This is a genomic window from Chryseobacterium aahli (assembly GCF_022699665.1).
Lineage (GTDB): Bacteria > Bacteroidota > Bacteroidia > Flavobacteriales > Weeksellaceae > Chryseobacterium > Chryseobacterium aahli.
In genome coordinates this window covers 38,212-55,107 of sequence record NZ_JALDNB010000017.1, presented here as the reverse complement: position 1 = coordinate 55,107, position 16,896 = coordinate 38,212, and the positions used below count along the sequence as shown (strand labels likewise).

General features: G+C 34.6%; 16 protein-coding genes. 7 read left to right on the top strand and 9 right to left on the bottom strand.

Going from position 1 to position 16,896, the window contains the following annotated elements:
- Positions 1-7 precede the first annotated feature (7 nt).
- From MQX03_RS20205 to MQX03_RS20190, 4 genes are all read left to right on the top strand, one after another.
- Complete coding sequence (locus MQX03_RS20205) at positions 8-1,321, top strand: DUF5690 family protein (RefSeq protein WP_394801767.1); 1,314 nt, start codon at positions 8-10, stop codon at positions 1,319-1,321.
- A 10-nt stretch (positions 1,322-1,331) separates the two neighbouring features.
- A complete protein-coding gene (locus tag MQX03_RS20200) occupies positions 1,332-2,486 on the top strand; it encodes a TIGR03364 family FAD-dependent oxidoreductase (RefSeq protein ID WP_242805431.1) in 1,155 nt (384 codons plus the stop codon).
- A 3-nt stretch (positions 2,487-2,489) separates the two neighbouring features.
- A complete protein-coding gene (locus MQX03_RS20195) occupies positions 2,490-3,158 on the top strand; it encodes an HAD-IA family hydrolase (RefSeq protein WP_242805429.1) in 669 nt (222 codons plus the stop codon).
- 79 nt (positions 3,159-3,237) lie between these two features.
- The gene (locus tag MQX03_RS20190; RefSeq protein WP_242805427.1) at positions 3,238-5,091 is read left to right on the top strand and encodes an alkaline phosphatase family protein; all 1,854 of its coding nucleotides are present in this window, start codon (positions 3,238-3,240) and stop codon (positions 5,089-5,091) included.
- 184 nt (positions 5,092-5,275) lie between these two features.
- On the opposite strand, the gene MQX03_RS20185 is transcribed toward MQX03_RS20190, so the two are convergent.
- The 3 genes from MQX03_RS20185 to MQX03_RS20175 all read right to left on the bottom strand — a co-directional run bounded on the left by MQX03_RS20185 (position 5,276) and on the right by MQX03_RS20175 (position 9,194).
- A complete protein-coding gene (locus tag MQX03_RS20185; protein WP_242805425.1) occupies positions 5,276-5,698 on the bottom strand; it encodes a hypothetical protein in 423 nt (140 codons plus the stop codon).
- Between the two features lie 259 nt (positions 5,699-5,957).
- Positions 5,958-7,406: an OmpA family protein gene (locus MQX03_RS20180; protein ID WP_242805423.1), complete on the bottom strand. Its 1,449-nt coding sequence runs from the start codon at positions 7,404-7,406 to the stop codon at positions 5,958-5,960.
- Between the two features lie 450 nt (positions 7,407-7,856).
- Complete coding sequence (locus MQX03_RS20175; RefSeq protein WP_242805421.1) at positions 7,857-9,194, bottom strand: aminotransferase-like domain-containing protein; 1,338 nt, start codon at positions 9,192-9,194, stop codon at positions 7,857-7,859.
- A 101-nt stretch (positions 9,195-9,295) separates the two neighbouring features.
- Between MQX03_RS20175 and MQX03_RS20170 the strand changes: the two genes are divergently transcribed.
- The gene (locus tag MQX03_RS20170) at positions 9,296-9,826 is read left to right on the top strand and encodes a hypothetical protein (protein ID WP_242805420.1); all 531 of its coding nucleotides are present in this window, start codon (positions 9,296-9,298) and stop codon (positions 9,824-9,826) included.
- Positions 9,827-9,830: 4 nt separating this feature from the next.
- On the opposite strand, the gene MQX03_RS20165 is transcribed toward MQX03_RS20170, so the two are convergent.
- The 3 genes from MQX03_RS20165 to queG all read right to left on the bottom strand — a co-directional run bounded on the left by MQX03_RS20165 (position 9,831) and on the right by queG (position 12,629).
- A complete protein-coding gene (locus MQX03_RS20165; protein ID WP_242805418.1) occupies positions 9,831-10,457 on the bottom strand; it encodes a murein L,D-transpeptidase catalytic domain-containing protein in 627 nt (208 codons plus the stop codon).
- A 34-nt stretch (positions 10,458-10,491) separates the two neighbouring features.
- Positions 10,492-11,175 carry a TIGR02117 family protein gene (locus MQX03_RS20160; protein WP_242805416.1) on the bottom strand — a complete coding sequence of 228 codons (684 nt, stop codon included), beginning with the start codon at positions 11,173-11,175 and terminating at the stop codon, positions 10,492-10,494.
- A 506-nt stretch (positions 11,176-11,681) separates the two neighbouring features.
- Positions 11,682-12,629: a tRNA epoxyqueuosine(34) reductase QueG gene (queG, locus tag MQX03_RS20155; protein ID WP_242805414.1), complete on the bottom strand. Its 948-nt coding sequence runs from the start codon at positions 12,627-12,629 to the stop codon at positions 11,682-11,684.
- A gap of 107 nt (positions 12,630-12,736) precedes the next feature.
- Between queG and MQX03_RS20150 the strand changes: the two genes are divergently transcribed.
- Together MQX03_RS20150 and MQX03_RS20145 are read left to right on the top strand one after the other, a co-directional pair.
- Positions 12,737-13,036, top strand: a complete 300-nt coding sequence (locus MQX03_RS20150) for a rhodanese-like domain-containing protein (RefSeq protein WP_242805412.1) — start codon at positions 12,737-12,739, stop codon at positions 13,034-13,036.
- Between the two features lie 78 nt (positions 13,037-13,114).
- A complete protein-coding gene (locus MQX03_RS20145) occupies positions 13,115-13,678 on the top strand; it encodes an HD domain-containing protein (RefSeq protein WP_242805410.1) in 564 nt (187 codons plus the stop codon).
- Positions 13,679-13,844: 166 nt separating this feature from the next.
- On the opposite strand, the gene MQX03_RS20140 is transcribed toward MQX03_RS20145, so the two are convergent.
- From MQX03_RS20140 to MQX03_RS20130, 3 genes are all read right to left on the bottom strand, one after another.
- Positions 13,845-14,834, bottom strand: a complete 990-nt coding sequence (locus MQX03_RS20140; protein WP_242805408.1) for an NAD(P)H-dependent flavin oxidoreductase — start codon at positions 14,832-14,834, stop codon at positions 13,845-13,847.
- A gap of 51 nt (positions 14,835-14,885) precedes the next feature.
- Entirely contained in the window at positions 14,886-15,386 is a 501-nt protein-coding gene (locus MQX03_RS20135; protein WP_242805406.1) for a hypothetical protein, read from the bottom strand.
- Positions 15,387-15,470: 84 nt separating this feature from the next.
- Positions 15,471-16,838 carry a peptidylprolyl isomerase gene (locus tag MQX03_RS20130; RefSeq protein ID WP_242805405.1) on the bottom strand — a complete coding sequence of 456 codons (1,368 nt, stop codon included), beginning with the start codon at positions 16,836-16,838 and terminating at the stop codon, positions 15,471-15,473.
- Between the last annotated feature and the right edge of the window lie 58 nt (positions 16,839-16,896).

The following is a 16,896-nucleotide window of genomic DNA, read 5'->3' as shown; positions in this document are numbered from 1 at the left end:
AATGATGATGACCTCTCCATCAAAAAACAACACACTGAATGTAACTCTGAAAGCGGCCATCGCTGCTTTCGGGGTCTACTTCTGCATGTATGCTTTCAGAAAACCTTTTGCTGTAGCCTCATTCAGCAATTTAGAGTTTTTTGGTTTTGATTATAAAATCTTAATCATCATCGCACAAGCGGTTGGTTATTTTATTTCAAAATTTATCGGAATTAAATTCATTTCAGAACTGAAACCTCAGAAAAGAATTCTTTTTCTTTTGGTTTTTATCGGAATTGCCGAGCTTGCTTTGTTGGGTTTTGCAGTCGTTCCTGCGCCATACAATATTTTGTTCATGTTCATCAATGGAATTCCTTTGGGAATGATCTGGGGAATTGTTTTCTCTTACATTGAAGGACGAAAAACTACAGAAATAATTGGCTTATTTCTTTGTTCAAGCTTTGTAGTTTCTTCAGGAGTGGTAAAATCTGCCGGAAAATTTTTAATGGACAGTTTCGGAATTTCGGAATTCTGGATGCCATTTACAACAGGTTTGATTTTCATTATTCCATTAATCATTTTTGCCGTTTTATTGAATAAAATTCCAGCTCCGAATGAAGAAGATATTGCTTTGAAAAAAGAAAGAAAACCTTTGAGTGAAGAAGAAAGAATGTCTCTGGTGAAAAAGTTTTTCCTTCCTTTGGTTAGCATCACGATTCTTTACATTTGTCTGACAGTTTTAAGGGATTTCCGGGACAATTTCAGCCGTGAGATCTGGGATGAGATGAGCGGTAATGCAGATAGTTCGGTTTTCACTTTGACAGAAGTACCGATTTCAATTATGGTTTTACTGATTCTTGGCTTTATGGTCAAAGTAAAAAATAACAGGAAAGCCTTTGCTTACTATCATTACATTCTTTTTGGCGGAATTATTTTAGTGGTATTCTCCACGATTTTATTTCAAGGTAACATCATTTCTCCATTTTTATGGATGACGATTTCAGGTTTCGGAATGTATCTCTGCTATATTCCTTTTAACGGAATTTATTTTGACCGAATGATTGCCGCTTTCAAAATTAAAGGAAATGTCGGATTTTTCATCTATTTCGTCGACGCCTTTGGATATTTGGGAAGCGTTTCGGTACTGTTTCTGAAAAACTTAGGCTCGCAAGACCGCTCTTGGCTTCATTTTTATATTAATCTCAATTATATCATCGCAGCCACAGTTTTAATTTTTTCAATTATTGCTTTTTTAGCATTCCAAAAAAAATCAAGGTCAAAATCAAATGCTGAAGACGAAGAAACATCACAGGCAATTCGTTTTGATGCTTTTAAAATTTAAAATAATACATATGAATACTCAATATGATTTAATCGTTGTAGGTGGTGGAATCTTAGGAACCTTCCACGCTTATCACGCATTACAAAAAAACTTGAAAGTCGCTATTCTGGAAAGAAATTCTGTTCCACAGGGCGCAACCGTAAGAAATTTCGGACAGGTCGTTCCATCCGGAATGGACATCAAATGGCAGAATTTCGGAAAAGAAAGTTTAAATATTTATAAAGATTTACAGTCTAAAACTGATCTTACCGTAAGACAGAATGGTTCGGTATATATCGCTTCCAATGATGAAGAGCTTCAGCTGATTGAAGAATTGGCTCAAATCAATAAAAACAACGATTACGAATCGGTCATTCTTTCTAAAAGTGAATGCATTCAGAAGTTTGACGGTCTGAGATCTGATTACTGCAAAGGCGGATTGTTTTTCCCACAGGAAATCTCAGTTGACTCCAGTGAGATGATTGTAAAACTTCATCAATATCTGAAAACTCAGGAAGGTCTGGATATTTTCTACGATACCACTGTGGTAGAAACCACTGAAAATAATTCTCAATGTACTGTTGTGACTGCAGAAGGAAAGAAATTTCATTCTTCAAAAATCATCATTTGCGGCGGACACGAGTTTAAAACTTTGTACCCTGAAATTTTTAATGAAAGTGATCTGGAAGTCAGCAAACTGCAAATGCTTCAGACTAAACCGCAAGGAATTTATTCACTGCCAGGAAATATTCTCACCGGACTTTCCATCAGAAGATACGAGTCATTTACTGAATGTGAATCTTTTGCCAAAATAAAGGAAGGTGAAGACAAAAACTCATTTGAAAAGAAATTCGGAATTCACATTTTATTCAAACAGGCTTTGGACGGATCGGTTATTATCGGTGATTCTCATGAATATGCAGATGCAAAAAATGCAGATGATCTTGGTTATGATTTAAATATGGACATCGATGAATTTATGATCAATGAAGCTAAAAAAATAATCGATTTGCCAACCTACGAAATTCAGAGAAGATGGTTTGGCATTTATTCTCAGTGCAAAACCAAAGATATTTTCGAGCACAATGTATCACCCAACATTCATATAGTGACAGGTATCGGCGGAAAAGGAATGACCGGAAGCGGCGGTTATTCAAAATTTAATATCAATACAATTTTTTCTTAAAAAATGAACATACAATTATTGGTTCTGGATATGGCCGGAACAACGATCGATGAAGACAATGTAGTGTATAAAACACTTACAAAAGCCGTTAATGACTATGGTTACAAGGTAACTTTAGATAAAGTGCTTGAAATCTGTGCCGGAATGGAAAAAGCTGAGGCTATTAAAAATTTACTCGAAAATATCGGCGGAAATACGGAAGATACTGAAGCCATATTCGAAAACTTTTCTGATGAATTGGCTCTTGCTTATAACAATCTCAACGTAAAACCCATCGCTGGAGTTGAAGAATTTTTGTTAAAAGTAAAATCTAAAGACAAAAAAGTAGTTCTAAATACCGGTTATACTCAGAAAATTGCTCAACAATTGCTTACAAAACTCAACTGGAAAATTGATGTTCATTATGATGCGCTGATTACTGCCGACGATGTTTCTGAAAGCAGACCAAGTCCTGAAATGATCATCCTTGCAATGAAAAAATTCGGAATTACGGATCCAAAAGAGGTTTTGAAAGCCGGAGATTCAGCCATAGATATTCATGAGGGAAAAAACGCAGGTTGTGGAATGACCATTGCTGTTCTGAGCGGTGCACAAACCAGAGCACAACTTGAATTGGCATTACCCGATCATATTTTAAACAATCTTTCAGAAGCTGAACATATCCTTTTTTAATTCCTTCAAAGAACTGGTTACAGAGGTATTTCTGTAATCAGTTTCATTCAATTTAAATTAAATCTTTAAAATAGTTATTATGAAAACAAAACTTCTTTCTATTTTGGTGATGACCGGCGCATTAATGACCGCACAGACTAAAAAAGTTCTTTTTATCGGAATAGACGGCTGCAGGCCAGACGTGATGATGTCGTCCAACACTCCTAACATTCAGGGATTATTGCCGACTGCAGTTTATTCTTTAGATGCCATTACATTAGCACCAACCATCAGCGGAAACGGCTGGAGTTCTATGCTGACAGGAGTGGGTCTAGATAAGCACAACGTACCGGACAACAATTTCACCAATCCCAACTATGCTAATTATCGTGATTTTTTAACCAGAATTGAAACATACAATTCTAATTTGAGAACTATGTCTTTAGCTCACTGGGCACCGATTAACAACAATATCATCAATACTGCTGATGTAAAAACAAACTTTTCAACAGATCTTGCAGTAAAAAATGCAGCAGTTAATGCACTTCAAAATGACAATCCGGATGTACTTTTCGTTGATTTTGACGATGTGGATGGTGCAGGACATTCATACGGTTTTACTTCAGCTTCATCGCAATATGTGAATTCTATTCAGCTTACAGATACTTATATCGGTGAAATTCTTACCGCAATGAAAAACAGAAGCACTTATAATAACGAAAACTGGCTAGTGGTAGTCACTACCGATCACGGTGGAGAAGGTGCTTCACATGGAGGTGGAAATCTTACAGAAAGAGATATTTTTTCAATCTATTCCAATCCATCTTTCACCGCTCAGCAAATCAGCAAAACTCAAAGCCAAAACACCCCAACATATAACCGTCTGAATTTCCCTGCTGGGACGTATGCAAAGCCTTCAGTTCAAAGCGGTTTTAATTTCGGTGCCAGTCAGGATTTCACCATTGAATTTTGGGTGAAACCAAACGCCAACTACAGCAGCGACCCAGTATTGATTGGAAATAAAAACTGGAATAGTGGAAATAACAAAGGTTTTGTAATTTCAGGATATTCAGGACAGACCTTTAAAATGAATATTGGCGATGGAAGTAACAGACTCGATCTGACTGGAGGAAAATTGGTAACAAACCAGTGGAAACATATCGCTGTAACGTTCGACAGAGACGGTCTTGCGACAATGTATGACGATGGCGTTCCTGTAACTGTTGGGAAAATGAATAATATCGGTGACATCACTTCAAATTTACCATTAACCATCAATCAGGACGGAACCAATACTTATGGTGTTAATTTGGCTGCTTCTTACAAAGATGTAAGAATCTGGAATGCAAAATTATCGAATGAAGCTATAGTTCAATGGGCAAACCAGGATGTTACAAGCTCGCATCCTTTTTACTCTAATCTTTTGGCAAATTATAAAATGACTGAAGCGTCAGGAAATACTTTGACAGATTCAGGACCATTAGGTAATAATGCAACCATTACCGGATCTCCGACAAGAAATCTTCAGACATCAGAAACATTTACCATTCAAAACTACCTGAATACACCAAGACAGACTGACCACTTCCCTACTGTGCTCAATTGGTTATGTATTCCGGTGCAATCTTCTTGGGGAATTGATGGGGTAAACAGAATCCCTGTGTGCAATACAGCAGTACTTTCTGTTAATGATGCTGAGAAAAAACAAAACGAATTGGTTATTTACCCAAATCCGGCGAGTAATGAAATCAATATAAGATTTAGTTCACCTGATAAAAAACTGACATTAAATATTATTGATGCAAAAGGAAGTATTGTTTCTGTAAAGGAATTATCATCTTCAAATTCTCAGTACAATCAAAAAATAAATACTGAATTTTTATCTGCCGGAGTTTACTTTGTTCAGATAAAAGGTGACAAAACTTCTTTTTCAAAATCTTTTATAAAGAAGTAAGTAAAATCTGATTTTAAAAAAAATTGTTACAAATAACACCGCCAATAGAATCTATTGGCGGTGTTTTAATTAATTTCCAGAGGCTTTTTATTTTAAAATAATTTTTTTTAATATCGTTATTTTGATACCATTCAAAAATTAGTAAAATATTTTTATCTATAAATTTTATTTAAAAATTAGAGAATTATGCAGAAGCAGGACGGCCAACCGATGTATTTATTCCATGAAAATTATTGTAAGTACAATATAAATCTGTAAAATAAACATCAGCTTCCATTTCAGAATTTTCTGTGCTCATGATTAATTTATGCTCTTTGGGTTCAGATTTTAAGGTAACAGTTTTTCTTTGTTCAATATCTTTAACACAGTTACAATGCTGATGATCGTTTGCCTGATGATCAGATAATTTTAAAATACGAACCTCTGTATTTGATAATTGAGTATTTGATTCGAAGGAACACTGATTCAAAGTAAAATATGGTTCGCCGTGATAAAAATAATGGTCGATAATTTCCGGGTGATGACAATCTTCTTTTTTCACCGGAGTTGCTGCATAATATCCGTTACATTCTGTACAAAAAGCCACTTTAACATTGATCGATTCCATATTTTTTTATTTTTTTGATGTGCTTTTACTATAACAGAATTTGTGCCATACAAACCGTATTCAGAAGAAAAAATTCTAATATTTGTGAAAATATTTTTATGAAATATTTAGAGTCAATAAACATGTATGGGATTGGGGAAAAAGCAGCAACCACGCTCCCACTTAGATTGACCTGAAATAAAAATCTGACTTGATATAAAACGAAATAAGTCACGCAAAATGCATGACTTATTTCGTTTATTGTAGTTTGAAAATCTACTTATTTAGCTTCAAAATACACTCTTCTGTTGGCTCTGTTTTTCCATTCAGGGCACTTTGTTGCAGGATCGCACTCAGGATATTTCAAATCTTTTTTACCTCTTCCTTGTGCATCTAGTTTTGTAGATTCTACTCCATTTTTAATCAGATAATCTTTCACACTATTGGCTCTTTTTTCAGATAAATTCTGATTGTAGTTTTCAGAACCTCTTGTATCTGTAGTACCGATTACAGTGTAAGCACCATTTGAAGAATTAATGTAGTTCACCGCATTATTCAAAATTGGAGTGTTTGATGGTAAAATTCTGTCTGAATTTAAATCAAATTCAATTCCGTCTAATTTTGTTTCTGCCTCCGTCACAGCACCTGAAGTTGTTGTAGGACATCCGTTGTTTTCTACAGGGCCAGGAACCGTTACACATTTGTCATACAGGTCGATTACTCCATCTAAATCAACATCTAAAGCAACACCAGATCCGTCAACTCTTGCACCTGCAGGAGTATCTAGCTGTCTGTCCCAATCATCACAAACTCCGTCATTATCATTGTCACCACTCTTACAAACTTCTACATCTTCGTTTTTAGCAGCTAACACATCAAGTTTGTAATAAATTTCCTGTAAAGGATCGTGCCACATCAAATGTGAATCGTGTTTTCCTAATTTCAAAGACAAACCTAAGGTTGCATTGAAGAAATTATCCGAAACCTGATCTTCTCTTTTGTTGATAGTACTGTACTGCGCACCACCACCGTCAAACTGGTCATCAGTAGTTACCACATACATTACTCTCCCTTCAAGATCTAATCTGTTGTTGATTTTATATTTTAAACCTGCACCAGCCTGTCCGAAGAAAGAATTTAATTTAAATGGCTTTACTTCAGTCATTAATCTTTGTCCGAACTCATCTTTCTGATATGCTTTGTATGCTAAAGTTCCAACACCTGCATAACCGTGTAGAGCCCATCTGTAAGGAGATTTATTATCAACACGTCTCATTAAATTAGAAAAATTAATATCTCCTAAAATAGAAATCGCATCATATTGAGTTCTCGCACCAACCTGTCCAGTCACTGAAGCATTGGCAGGAGCTGCATCTTTCGTATTGAACCAGCCCTGTCTTGTTTCTCCTCTGTCATATTGAAGATTAATTCCAAAAGCATGCGTGATCGCCTTATCAATACTCACATAAGCAGAGTAACCAAATAGGTTTTTACCGTTTCCGTTTTTAATAGACGTCAAATCTGCAGACTGCATCAAAGGTACACCGGCACCGAAAGATACTGCCCAGTCATTGAATCTTTTCGACTGTTGAGTAAAAGGACTTACATTGGAAGAACCGGATGTAAATGTATTAGGATATTCTCCGTTTGATACTTTCAGGCTGTCTTGCGCCATCATTGAAGCAGGCATAGCTAACGCTAATGAAAAAATTGCTAAACTTAGTTTCATATTATTTTTAATCGTTAAAATTTAATTATTAAAGTATTGCTACTTTTAAAGTTATTGGAATATCAACTATTCCAAAAGTGTCTGCTGCAGGACTTTTTTCGTACGTCCCTACTTACTTTCAACTTGCATGCCAAGAAATTAATTATGTTAAATTATTTTAACTAAAAAACGAAAACATTACTTTAGAAAAGTGTATATCATCAAGTTAATCTATCTGACTCTAAGAAGATTATATGACTAAAAACAATGCTATGTAATAAATATTAATATTTTATTAAATACAATATGAATTTTTACTGTTTTTAAAAAATTTCAATATCAATCAGGAATCACCTTCAAAATTTTCATTTAAATATAGAAAAGAATTACAATCTCACCGTAAAAAACTGATATTTCCCCCTGCTTTTTTCAGTGCTAAAAAACTTTCAGATGTTATTCTTTCTGCGAATACTACTCTGAAGTGATGACTGTAGGCATCGCTATGGGTAAATGTAAATCCGGAGTAAAAGCAATTCGCTCACGTTCACAGTAAGCCGTAAATTTTTCCATATCCACGTTCTCAGGAAGTTCACCCCAAATGCTGTAACCACCCATCGGCCTGTGAAAGTAGGAAGCTTCAGGAAAGTTTGCTTTTAAAGTATTCAATATTTCTACTGACTGAATTTCCAATTGTCTTCTCAAAGTACGAAGGTGCCTGTCATAAATATTTCCATCTAAAATTTTAATCATTAATTCCTGATAAATGGGAGCAACAGATCTTCCTAGAGAGAATTTTAATCGCTCCGCCTGCGTAAAAAACCGCCCTGCATTCAGCCAGCCTAAACGAATTCCGGGAGCTAAAGTTTTAGAAAAAGATGAATAGGTCATTACCCAACCGTTTTTATCAAATTGATGAATCGTAGAAGGTCTGTCCCCTTCAAAATAAAGATCTCCATAAATATCATTTTCAATAATCGGAATCTGATAAACATTCGCCATCAACGCAAGTTCTTTCTTAGCTTCATCAGACATCAAAATCCCGGTCGGATTATGAAAATTGGGAGTGAGTACGACGGCACGAACATTATTTTTATTTAAAATATCCTTCAAATAATCTACATCAAATCCCGTTTTATAGTGCACAGGAATTTCAATTATTTTCAGTTTTAAATTCGATATTACTTCTAAAGCAGAGAAAACACATGGACTTTCCACAGCGATCACATCTCCCAACTGCGTAACTGAAGCCAACGCAATATAAAGTGCCTGCAATGCACCATCGGTAATAATAAGTTCTTCAGCATTCATTGAAGAGCCATACTTTGAAGCACGAGAAGCAATCTGTTGTTTTAAAATTTCCGATCCGTTTGTGGGATAATATCTTAAAATTGATGCACCTTTTTCCCGAATTACTTCCTGCATTTTCCTTAAAATCAATTTTTGAGGAATAAGCAAATCATTTGGAGCCGTTGCATTAAATGATGACTGTTCAGAAAGTTTACCCGCTTTTGAAGTCAGCTTTAGTTTTTTATTAAAATCTGAATCTCTTACAACTTTCGGAAATTTTGATAAATAATCAGGAATCGCATCATCATGTTTCAAACTTACAAAAAATCCGGAGCGAGGTCGATTTTCCACATATCCTTTCATGACAAGATAATCAAACCCACTTTGTACCGAGCTGGTACTCAGCTTAAATTTCTCTTTGATTTCCCGAACTGAAGGCAATCGATCACCTGAACTGAAAGTTCCGTTTTTAATCTGTTCTTCGATTACTGATGTGAAAATTTGATATTTATATTTCTGCATTTTTGAAAACCATCTGTTCTGAACAAATTTATGAAATTTAAACCTGTACCGATTCATTTACCCTCAACTGTACTGAAATAAACATCCGCAAATGCTTAGCTTTGAAAAAAAATAAAATGGAGATTGTTTCAAAATTTGTAATCGGGTCAGACCAGGGAATGGATGAATTTTTTGACGTTAAAAAAGCTTTCATCAGAGAATCATACAAAGACATCATCACTTCAGAAGAGATCGAAAACTACATCGCAGAAAATTTTGATCAAAGGAAAATGATTAATGTTCTCAATGATTTTTCCAATCAATTAATTATGGTTTTTGCAGATCAAAAACCCGTTGGATATTGCTTTTTCCAAGGTGGTTTTTCTTATCCCGATACGAAAGAAAATCAAAAAATGACAGCAATCACAGAATTTGCAATCCTTCCGGAATATGATTTACCAGACGTAAAAAATGCTCTTTGGAAGAAGGTAAAATCTGCCATTCAATTCACCGACAGCATTTGGATGAACATTAATGATAACGATGCTCAACTAGTTTTTTTTAAAGATCAGCAATTTGCATTTGTCAAAAAATCAATGTCAGAACCGTTCAATCTTCCATCATCAATTTATGAACTTGATTTAAAGAAATAAAAGATTATTCATTATAAATCCACATCAACACCGGTTTTTGAGATTTCTGAATGATAGGATCTAATTTCCGCATTGCATTATTAGAAATTGTAGGGCAGCCCCAACCTTCCGGTGAACCTTTAGGATATGTTTCATCATCACTCATCAGATTCCAGGAATGAAAAACAATAAACCGTTTTAAAGCATTATTATTGGTTTCTTCCAAACCGTGCATCAGATATTTGACGTTGATTCCCCAATCGCTGTGGCCTCTGCCTGACAATTTGTATTTTCCCAGAGATGAAAGATGACTTCCGTCTTCATTGCTGAATGTCGGATTGTCTTTCGATTCGTCACCGCTCCACGAATTGTTTCCACAACCATGACCAACCAAGTATTTTCCTGAAATTTTATTTTCTTTAAAATCCCAAACCACAAAACGCTTCACGCCAGAATGAAGACTCATATCAATCAATATGCAGAAATCTTCACTCATTTTCTTGTTTTTGCAAAATGCTGATGCTTCCTGTGCTTTCTTTTTTGTCTTTATGGAATCTAACTCAGGCTTTTGGATATCTTCAACTTTATCTCTTTGAAAAATATTAGTGACGACAGAATCTTTCGCCTCATTTTTACAAGCCGAAAAAACCATAACTAGGAAAATGAAATAAAAAATTCTCACTCGATTATTTATAATGTAAGAAAATTCCGTAATCTGTTGGCGTCCACCAGGCTGCTTTTTGTCCGGCAGCTTTCAGCGCATCATTTGCCCACGTATTGCAGGTGTTTAAAAAGCTATAACTTCCCTGCGCATCATAAAACGCATCGTTATCGCTGTACACTGCTTTTGTAGGAATCAGGAGATAATTTCCGCTGGCATCTTTATCAAATTTAGCATCGATGAATTTTACCAAATCTAAGTATTGCTTTTTACTGATCATTATTTTTTTGCAGTCGGAAGCTTCGGTCATTGTTTTGTAGAATGACGTATGCATGGCAGATTCGCTCATCCAAAATGCAGCTTTTACTGCCGTTGAAAATTTCAGGTCTGCCCAAGTGGGAGTGTCGAGATAAAAACCTTTGTCGCCCCAACCGATTCCTACATAATTATAATCAGTTCTCTTTGAGGTTGTATTTTCAAAAGGTATTTTAGAACTCCAATCGTACAAATCGTTCTTAACAGGCATCACAATATCCGTATGAACACCGTTGGTATAAATGTAAATGGGAATTTCTTTTTTCTCGCCGTCATCTTTTGCAGAAACTTCGATAAAAGGAAGCAAGTATCCCAAAAGACAGTATACAACAACGATTCCCAGGATAATTCCGATGGTTTTTAAAATATAAATCAATACAACTTTCGCACTCATGTCTTTTGAATATAATTTTAATAAAATTTAATTTTCAATTTTTCGTAAAAGTATTTGTTTTATTCCGAAATATCAGTAAATTTAAAGAACAAACACTTGGAAATATGAATAAAAACATGAAATCCCAGAAAAGATTTAAAGTAAGAGTAAAAACAGCTCCCAAAAGAACCCAAAAAAAACGTTGATTTTCTTAAAGATATTCTCTTTTTGAAAGTCATTTTTTCTTTTGTAGAAAGGGCTTTTTAAATTTTCACGAATTAAAATCTTCTGTTTCTTTAAAATTGAACTTTTAAGGAATGGTGAATTACCCACTTTATTTTTGGAAAGTAAAATTTCCAAACAGATATTTTCACCTTTAGATTTTATAAAATTAAAATATCGTGATCTTGATTTTTAACGCAAAGAGCGCTAAGATTTTTTAATTACTAACTGTTTTAAGGCTCGCAAAGGCGTTTCACTCAGCAAAAAACACAAAGGCATTTTAAATACAACAGATAAATAGAATTTCACTTTAGTTTCTCTGAAGACTGATTCAAAAACTCAATATTTCTTTTCAAACCTGCAAATTTCGTCCGCTTAACAGGTGATTTTCTGAAAATTTCGGAGAATATTTCTTGAGTCAACTCTTTCCATTCTCCTTTTTTGAAATTCTTTAAAGCATCATTAGGTTTAAATTTTGTCTGAAAATTCGGTGCAGAAAAACGGTTCCACGGACAAACATCCTGGCAAATATCGCAACCAAACATCCAGTCTTCCATTTTATCTTTAAATGAATCAGGAATTTCATTTTTTAGTTCGATAGTTGCGTAAGAGATACATTTGCTTCCGTCAACGATTTTTTCTGAAACAATTGCATCTGTGGGACAAGCATCAATACATTTCCTGCAGCTACCGCAATGATCAGTTGTCTCATGATCCGGAATTAAATCTAAATCACAAATAATTTCGGCCAAAAAATAAAATGATCCGCTTTGTTTCGTAATAAGATTGGCATTTTTCCCAACCCAGCCAATTCCTGATTTTTTCGCCCAGCTTCTTTCTAAAACAGGCGCAGAATCTACGAAAACCCGGAAACCAAAATCACCGATTTCATTCTGCAATTCAGCAACCATATCGCGAAGGATTTCTTTTACCACTTCATGATAATCTTCGGCATACGCATATTTCGAGATTTTAAAATTCTCCAGCGTTGAAATTTTCTCTTCAGGAAAGTAGTTGTAAGAAAGTGAAATTACAGATTTTGAACCTTCTACCAACAATCTCGGATCAAGCCTTTTGTCGAAGTGATTTTCCATGTATTTCATTTCGCCATGGTAGTTATTCTTGAGCCATTTTTCAAGATGTCGAGCGTCTTCTTCCAGAAAATCTGCTTTGGAAATTCCACAATTTTGAAACCCAAAACTTTTAGCTTTAGACTTGATTAATCGTGAATATTTTTCGGCTGTTGAATTCATAGATTTCGCATTGCAAAACTAAGATTATTTTATAAATTTGTTGAAGTTTGGATGTGTGAAAAAAGTTCACCATCTTTTTTAAATTTAACTTAAAAGAAAGCAATATTATGTCATTAGCAGAAGTATTAAAATCAGGAAATTATGCATTAATCGACGTTCGTGAGCCAATGGAATTGGAAATGGACGGAAATATAGAGGGCGCTCAAAATATCCCGTTGGGTGAAGTAGAAGACAGAAAAGAAGAAATTTTATCAATCGACAAACCTGTTGTTTTATTCTGCAGAAGCGGAAACAGAAGTGGAAAAGCTTTAGATTTTCTACAGTCTCAAGGTTTAGAAGACGGCTACAACGGCGGCGGATGGGCTGATTTGAAAGCACATTTAGAAGCAAATCAAGGAACTTTTTAAGTTCCTTTTTTTATATCTTTAAGTATGAATTTAAGAGATTATTTTTTTCAACTTTGTTCACATTTCAATCAAGACAAAATGCTGATTGAGAATTTTTGGGTTGAAATTGAGAAAAAATATGCTAAGAAAGGAAGACATTATCACAATCTGAGTCATTTAGAAAATATGTTTTCTGAATTGGAATTGGTGAAAGATAGAATTGTAAACTTTACTAATATTTCGTTTTCAGTTCTTTATCATGATGTAATTTATGATGCAAGTTCAAAATTGAACGAAGAAAAAAGCGCAGAATTTGCAAAGTTAAGACTTGAAAAATTGGGTTTAAATAAAATTGATATTGAAGAAATTTCAAAGCAGATTTTAGCGACAAAATCTCATCATAAATCAAAAAGTAATGACACTAATTATTTGCTAGATGCTGATTTATCAATTCTTGGAAAGGATATTGAATCCTATGTAAAGTACACTGAGCAAATCAGAAAGGAATATTCTATTTATCCGGATTTTCTATACAAACCGGGAAGGAAAAAAGTTCTGCAGCATTTTTTGGAACTGGAAAGTATTTTTAAAACTGAATATTTCAAAGCTAAATATGAAAATCAGGCGAGGAAAAATATAGAATTTGAAATCGGGCAATTATAAATTTTGGCTAAAGCCCATTGATTTTAAACTAAGAAGGCGGACTAAAGTCCGCTCCTATTGATATTTTTAATCGTTTGAAAATAAGAACCACCCCGTCAAAAATTCCTTCAGAATTTTCGCCACCCCTCCAGAGGAGGGGAATTGGGACTTCCTAATTTTAAGTTTATTAAAACTTAGGCATTTTAACATCTTCAAACTCTTTCAAAAGATTCGCAAAAACAGTTTCCGCAGGCAAAACCTCATCAATCAAAGCTGAAACCTGGCCGATTTCCAATTCGCCTTCTTCCATATCACCTTCAAACATTCCTTTTTTTGCTCTGGCTCTTCCTAAAGCGGCAACCAGTGATTCAGAATTTCTTCCGACGTTATAAATCTCCTCCAGCTCGTTAAAGAATTTATTTTTAACCATTCTTACAGGCGCCAATTCTTTCAAAGTAAGATGTGTATCACCTTCATTCAGTTCTGTGATTTTCTTCTTCCAATTATCATGAGCACTTGCTTCCACTGTTGCAGCAAAACGGCTTCCAATCTGAACTCCGTCAGCGCCTAAAATCATGGCAGCTTTCATTTGAGAACCGAGAGCTATCCCACCGGCTGCAATTAACGGTTTAGAAATATGTTTTTTAACGTTGGGAATCAGGCAAAAAGTAGTCGTTTCATCTCTACCGTTATGACCGCCCGCTTCAAATCCTTCGGCTACGACAGCATCAACTCCTGCATCTTCGCACTTCATGGCAAATTTTGTTGATGAAACAACGTGAGCAACTTTCACTCCCTCCTTTTGTAATGTTTCTGTATACGTTTTAGGACTTCCGGCTGAGGTAAAAACTATTTTTACACCTTCCTCTAAAATGATATTGATAATTTCTTCTAAATTCGGATATAGCAAAGCGACATTTACTCCAAAAGGCTTATCGGTAGCTTTCTTACATTTCTGAATATTTTCACGCAAAATATCGGGATACATACTCGCAGAACCAATTAAACCCAATCCGCCACAGTTTGAAACTGCTGATGCTAATCTCCAGCCTGAATGCCAAATCATGCCGGCCTGAATGATAGGATATTGAATATTAAAAAGTTCGGTAATTCTATTTCTGCTTTCCTGCATCTCGTGAAGTTTTTTAGCTGAATTGAAATCTATAAAATTGCTCATATTGTAAAAATACTAAAAACTCTTGTTTTGAAAAATAAAAAACTAAACTGATTATTTAGATTTAAAACCACTTAAAGTTTCATCAATCAACGGACTTATTTTTAAAAAATCCCAAGCTAAATCAATGATATCACTTTGAATTTCTTCAAGATTCAAAGTGATCCAGCCTTCCATTAGAGTTAACGGACCAAAATTCACATCTACATTTTCCCAATCTCCCTGATATTCAATAAATTTATTTCTGAATTTCTCAGCAAACTTTCTACTTGAAATTTTATAACCTTTCAGTTCACGAAGTTTTAAAGCATGAATATTATAATATAGCTTTCCTTCTTTAATCGTTTTATCATTTACCCAAACCGAAAAAAATATTCTGCTTTTTGAGTTTAATGGAGAATTGAAATTATTTGACCATTCAGGTTTATAAATTTTCAATGTAACGGATTCTAAAACTTTTTCAACAGATAATTTCAAGCCCAGATCATTAAATTGCATGAAGAAAATATCTTCTACTGCTTCTTGAAATTTTTGCTGATAAAAATTATAATCCATCAATGTTACATTTTACTCAAAAATAAAAACTTTTAGAGAATTTCTGCATAAAAAAACCTTCAGATAATTCTGAAGGTTTTGATTTTATTTTTTCATTGCTTCTTTCTTCCAGTTTCCTTTAAAATTACAATTGTCATAACGACCGTCGATAGAAATAAAGGTTGTTGAAAGTTTTGAATTTACAAATTTTTCAACCATTTCGGCCTGTTTCTTACGCAAGGCCATCTGCTTGATTCGGTCATAATCGGTTTCTAAAGTAATCTGGTGAGAAGGAATAACATCTTCGATTTTCACAATCTTCACCACACTTCTGTCTCTGTCATCTTTATCATCGAAAGCCGTAGTGATATCTCCTTTATTTAAACCTGCCAATTCGTAGCTTATTGTTCCTGGAATACTTTCTCTTTCAATTTTGTTTGAACCATCGCCACCAGGAATTATACCTGCGTTGAATTTCGTTCTTTTATCGTCAGAAAATTTAAATGAAGCATCCTTAAAAGTAATTTTTTCAGCCAAGATTAAACCTCTGATGCTGTCTAATTTCTTTTTAGCGGTAGTAATTTCTTCAGCAGTAGGCGTCGACTTTAAAAGAATGTGTCTTGCGTCATACACTTTACCTGATTTTTTCACCAACTGAATGATGTGATATCCAAATTCAGATTCTATAGGATCAGAAATTTCACCTTCCTGTAAGTTTAAAGCAGCTGCTTCGAACGGTTTCACCATCTGACCTTTGAAAATATTCTTCATCAAACCACCATTCGCTGCAGAAACCGGATCTTCAGAATAGATTCTTGCCTGGCTTTCAAAACTTTCTCCACCAGCAATATCTGCTTTGATTTTCTTCAGCTTATTAATCAATTCATCCTTGTGAGCTTCAGTCAGTTTAGGATTCATTACGATTTGCGAAAGAGAAACCTCATCTTTAATCTCAGGCAATTGAGTCTTAAACATATTATAAAAATCTGTTACTTCGTTAGGAGTAACGTCAGCTTTTTCAGTAATTCTCTGATACTTTGCCTGACCGTAATACGTATCTGTATCTATCTTTTCGATAGCATTCTTCATCTCATATCCGGTTCTGAATTTATAAGCTGTCAACATCGCTTTTTCGTCAGGAAACTGAGAAAGCAATTGATTGTACTTCGCATTTGCACCCTCTTTCATTGCCGCAGAACGGTTTTCGATCAGCGTGTCTTTTTTAGCTTCAAAAACAAGAAATTTGTTATTGATCAGATTCTCCAAAAAGTCACATTTATCAGTGGTACCAGCACCTTGCTGTTTTCCGTAATTCATCTGCTCCTCAACATCAGATTCAAGCACAATTTCATTGCCTATCACAGCCGCAATACCGTCGATTAATTGACCCGGCTTTAGCTGAGCATTTACTTTTGTTGAAAACAACAAAGTAAAAATCCCAAAAAGAAAAGCAATTTTTAATTTATTTATCATTTTACTATTTTAAACGAGTTGCAAATTTATAATTCTTAACGAATTACACTCAATTTTT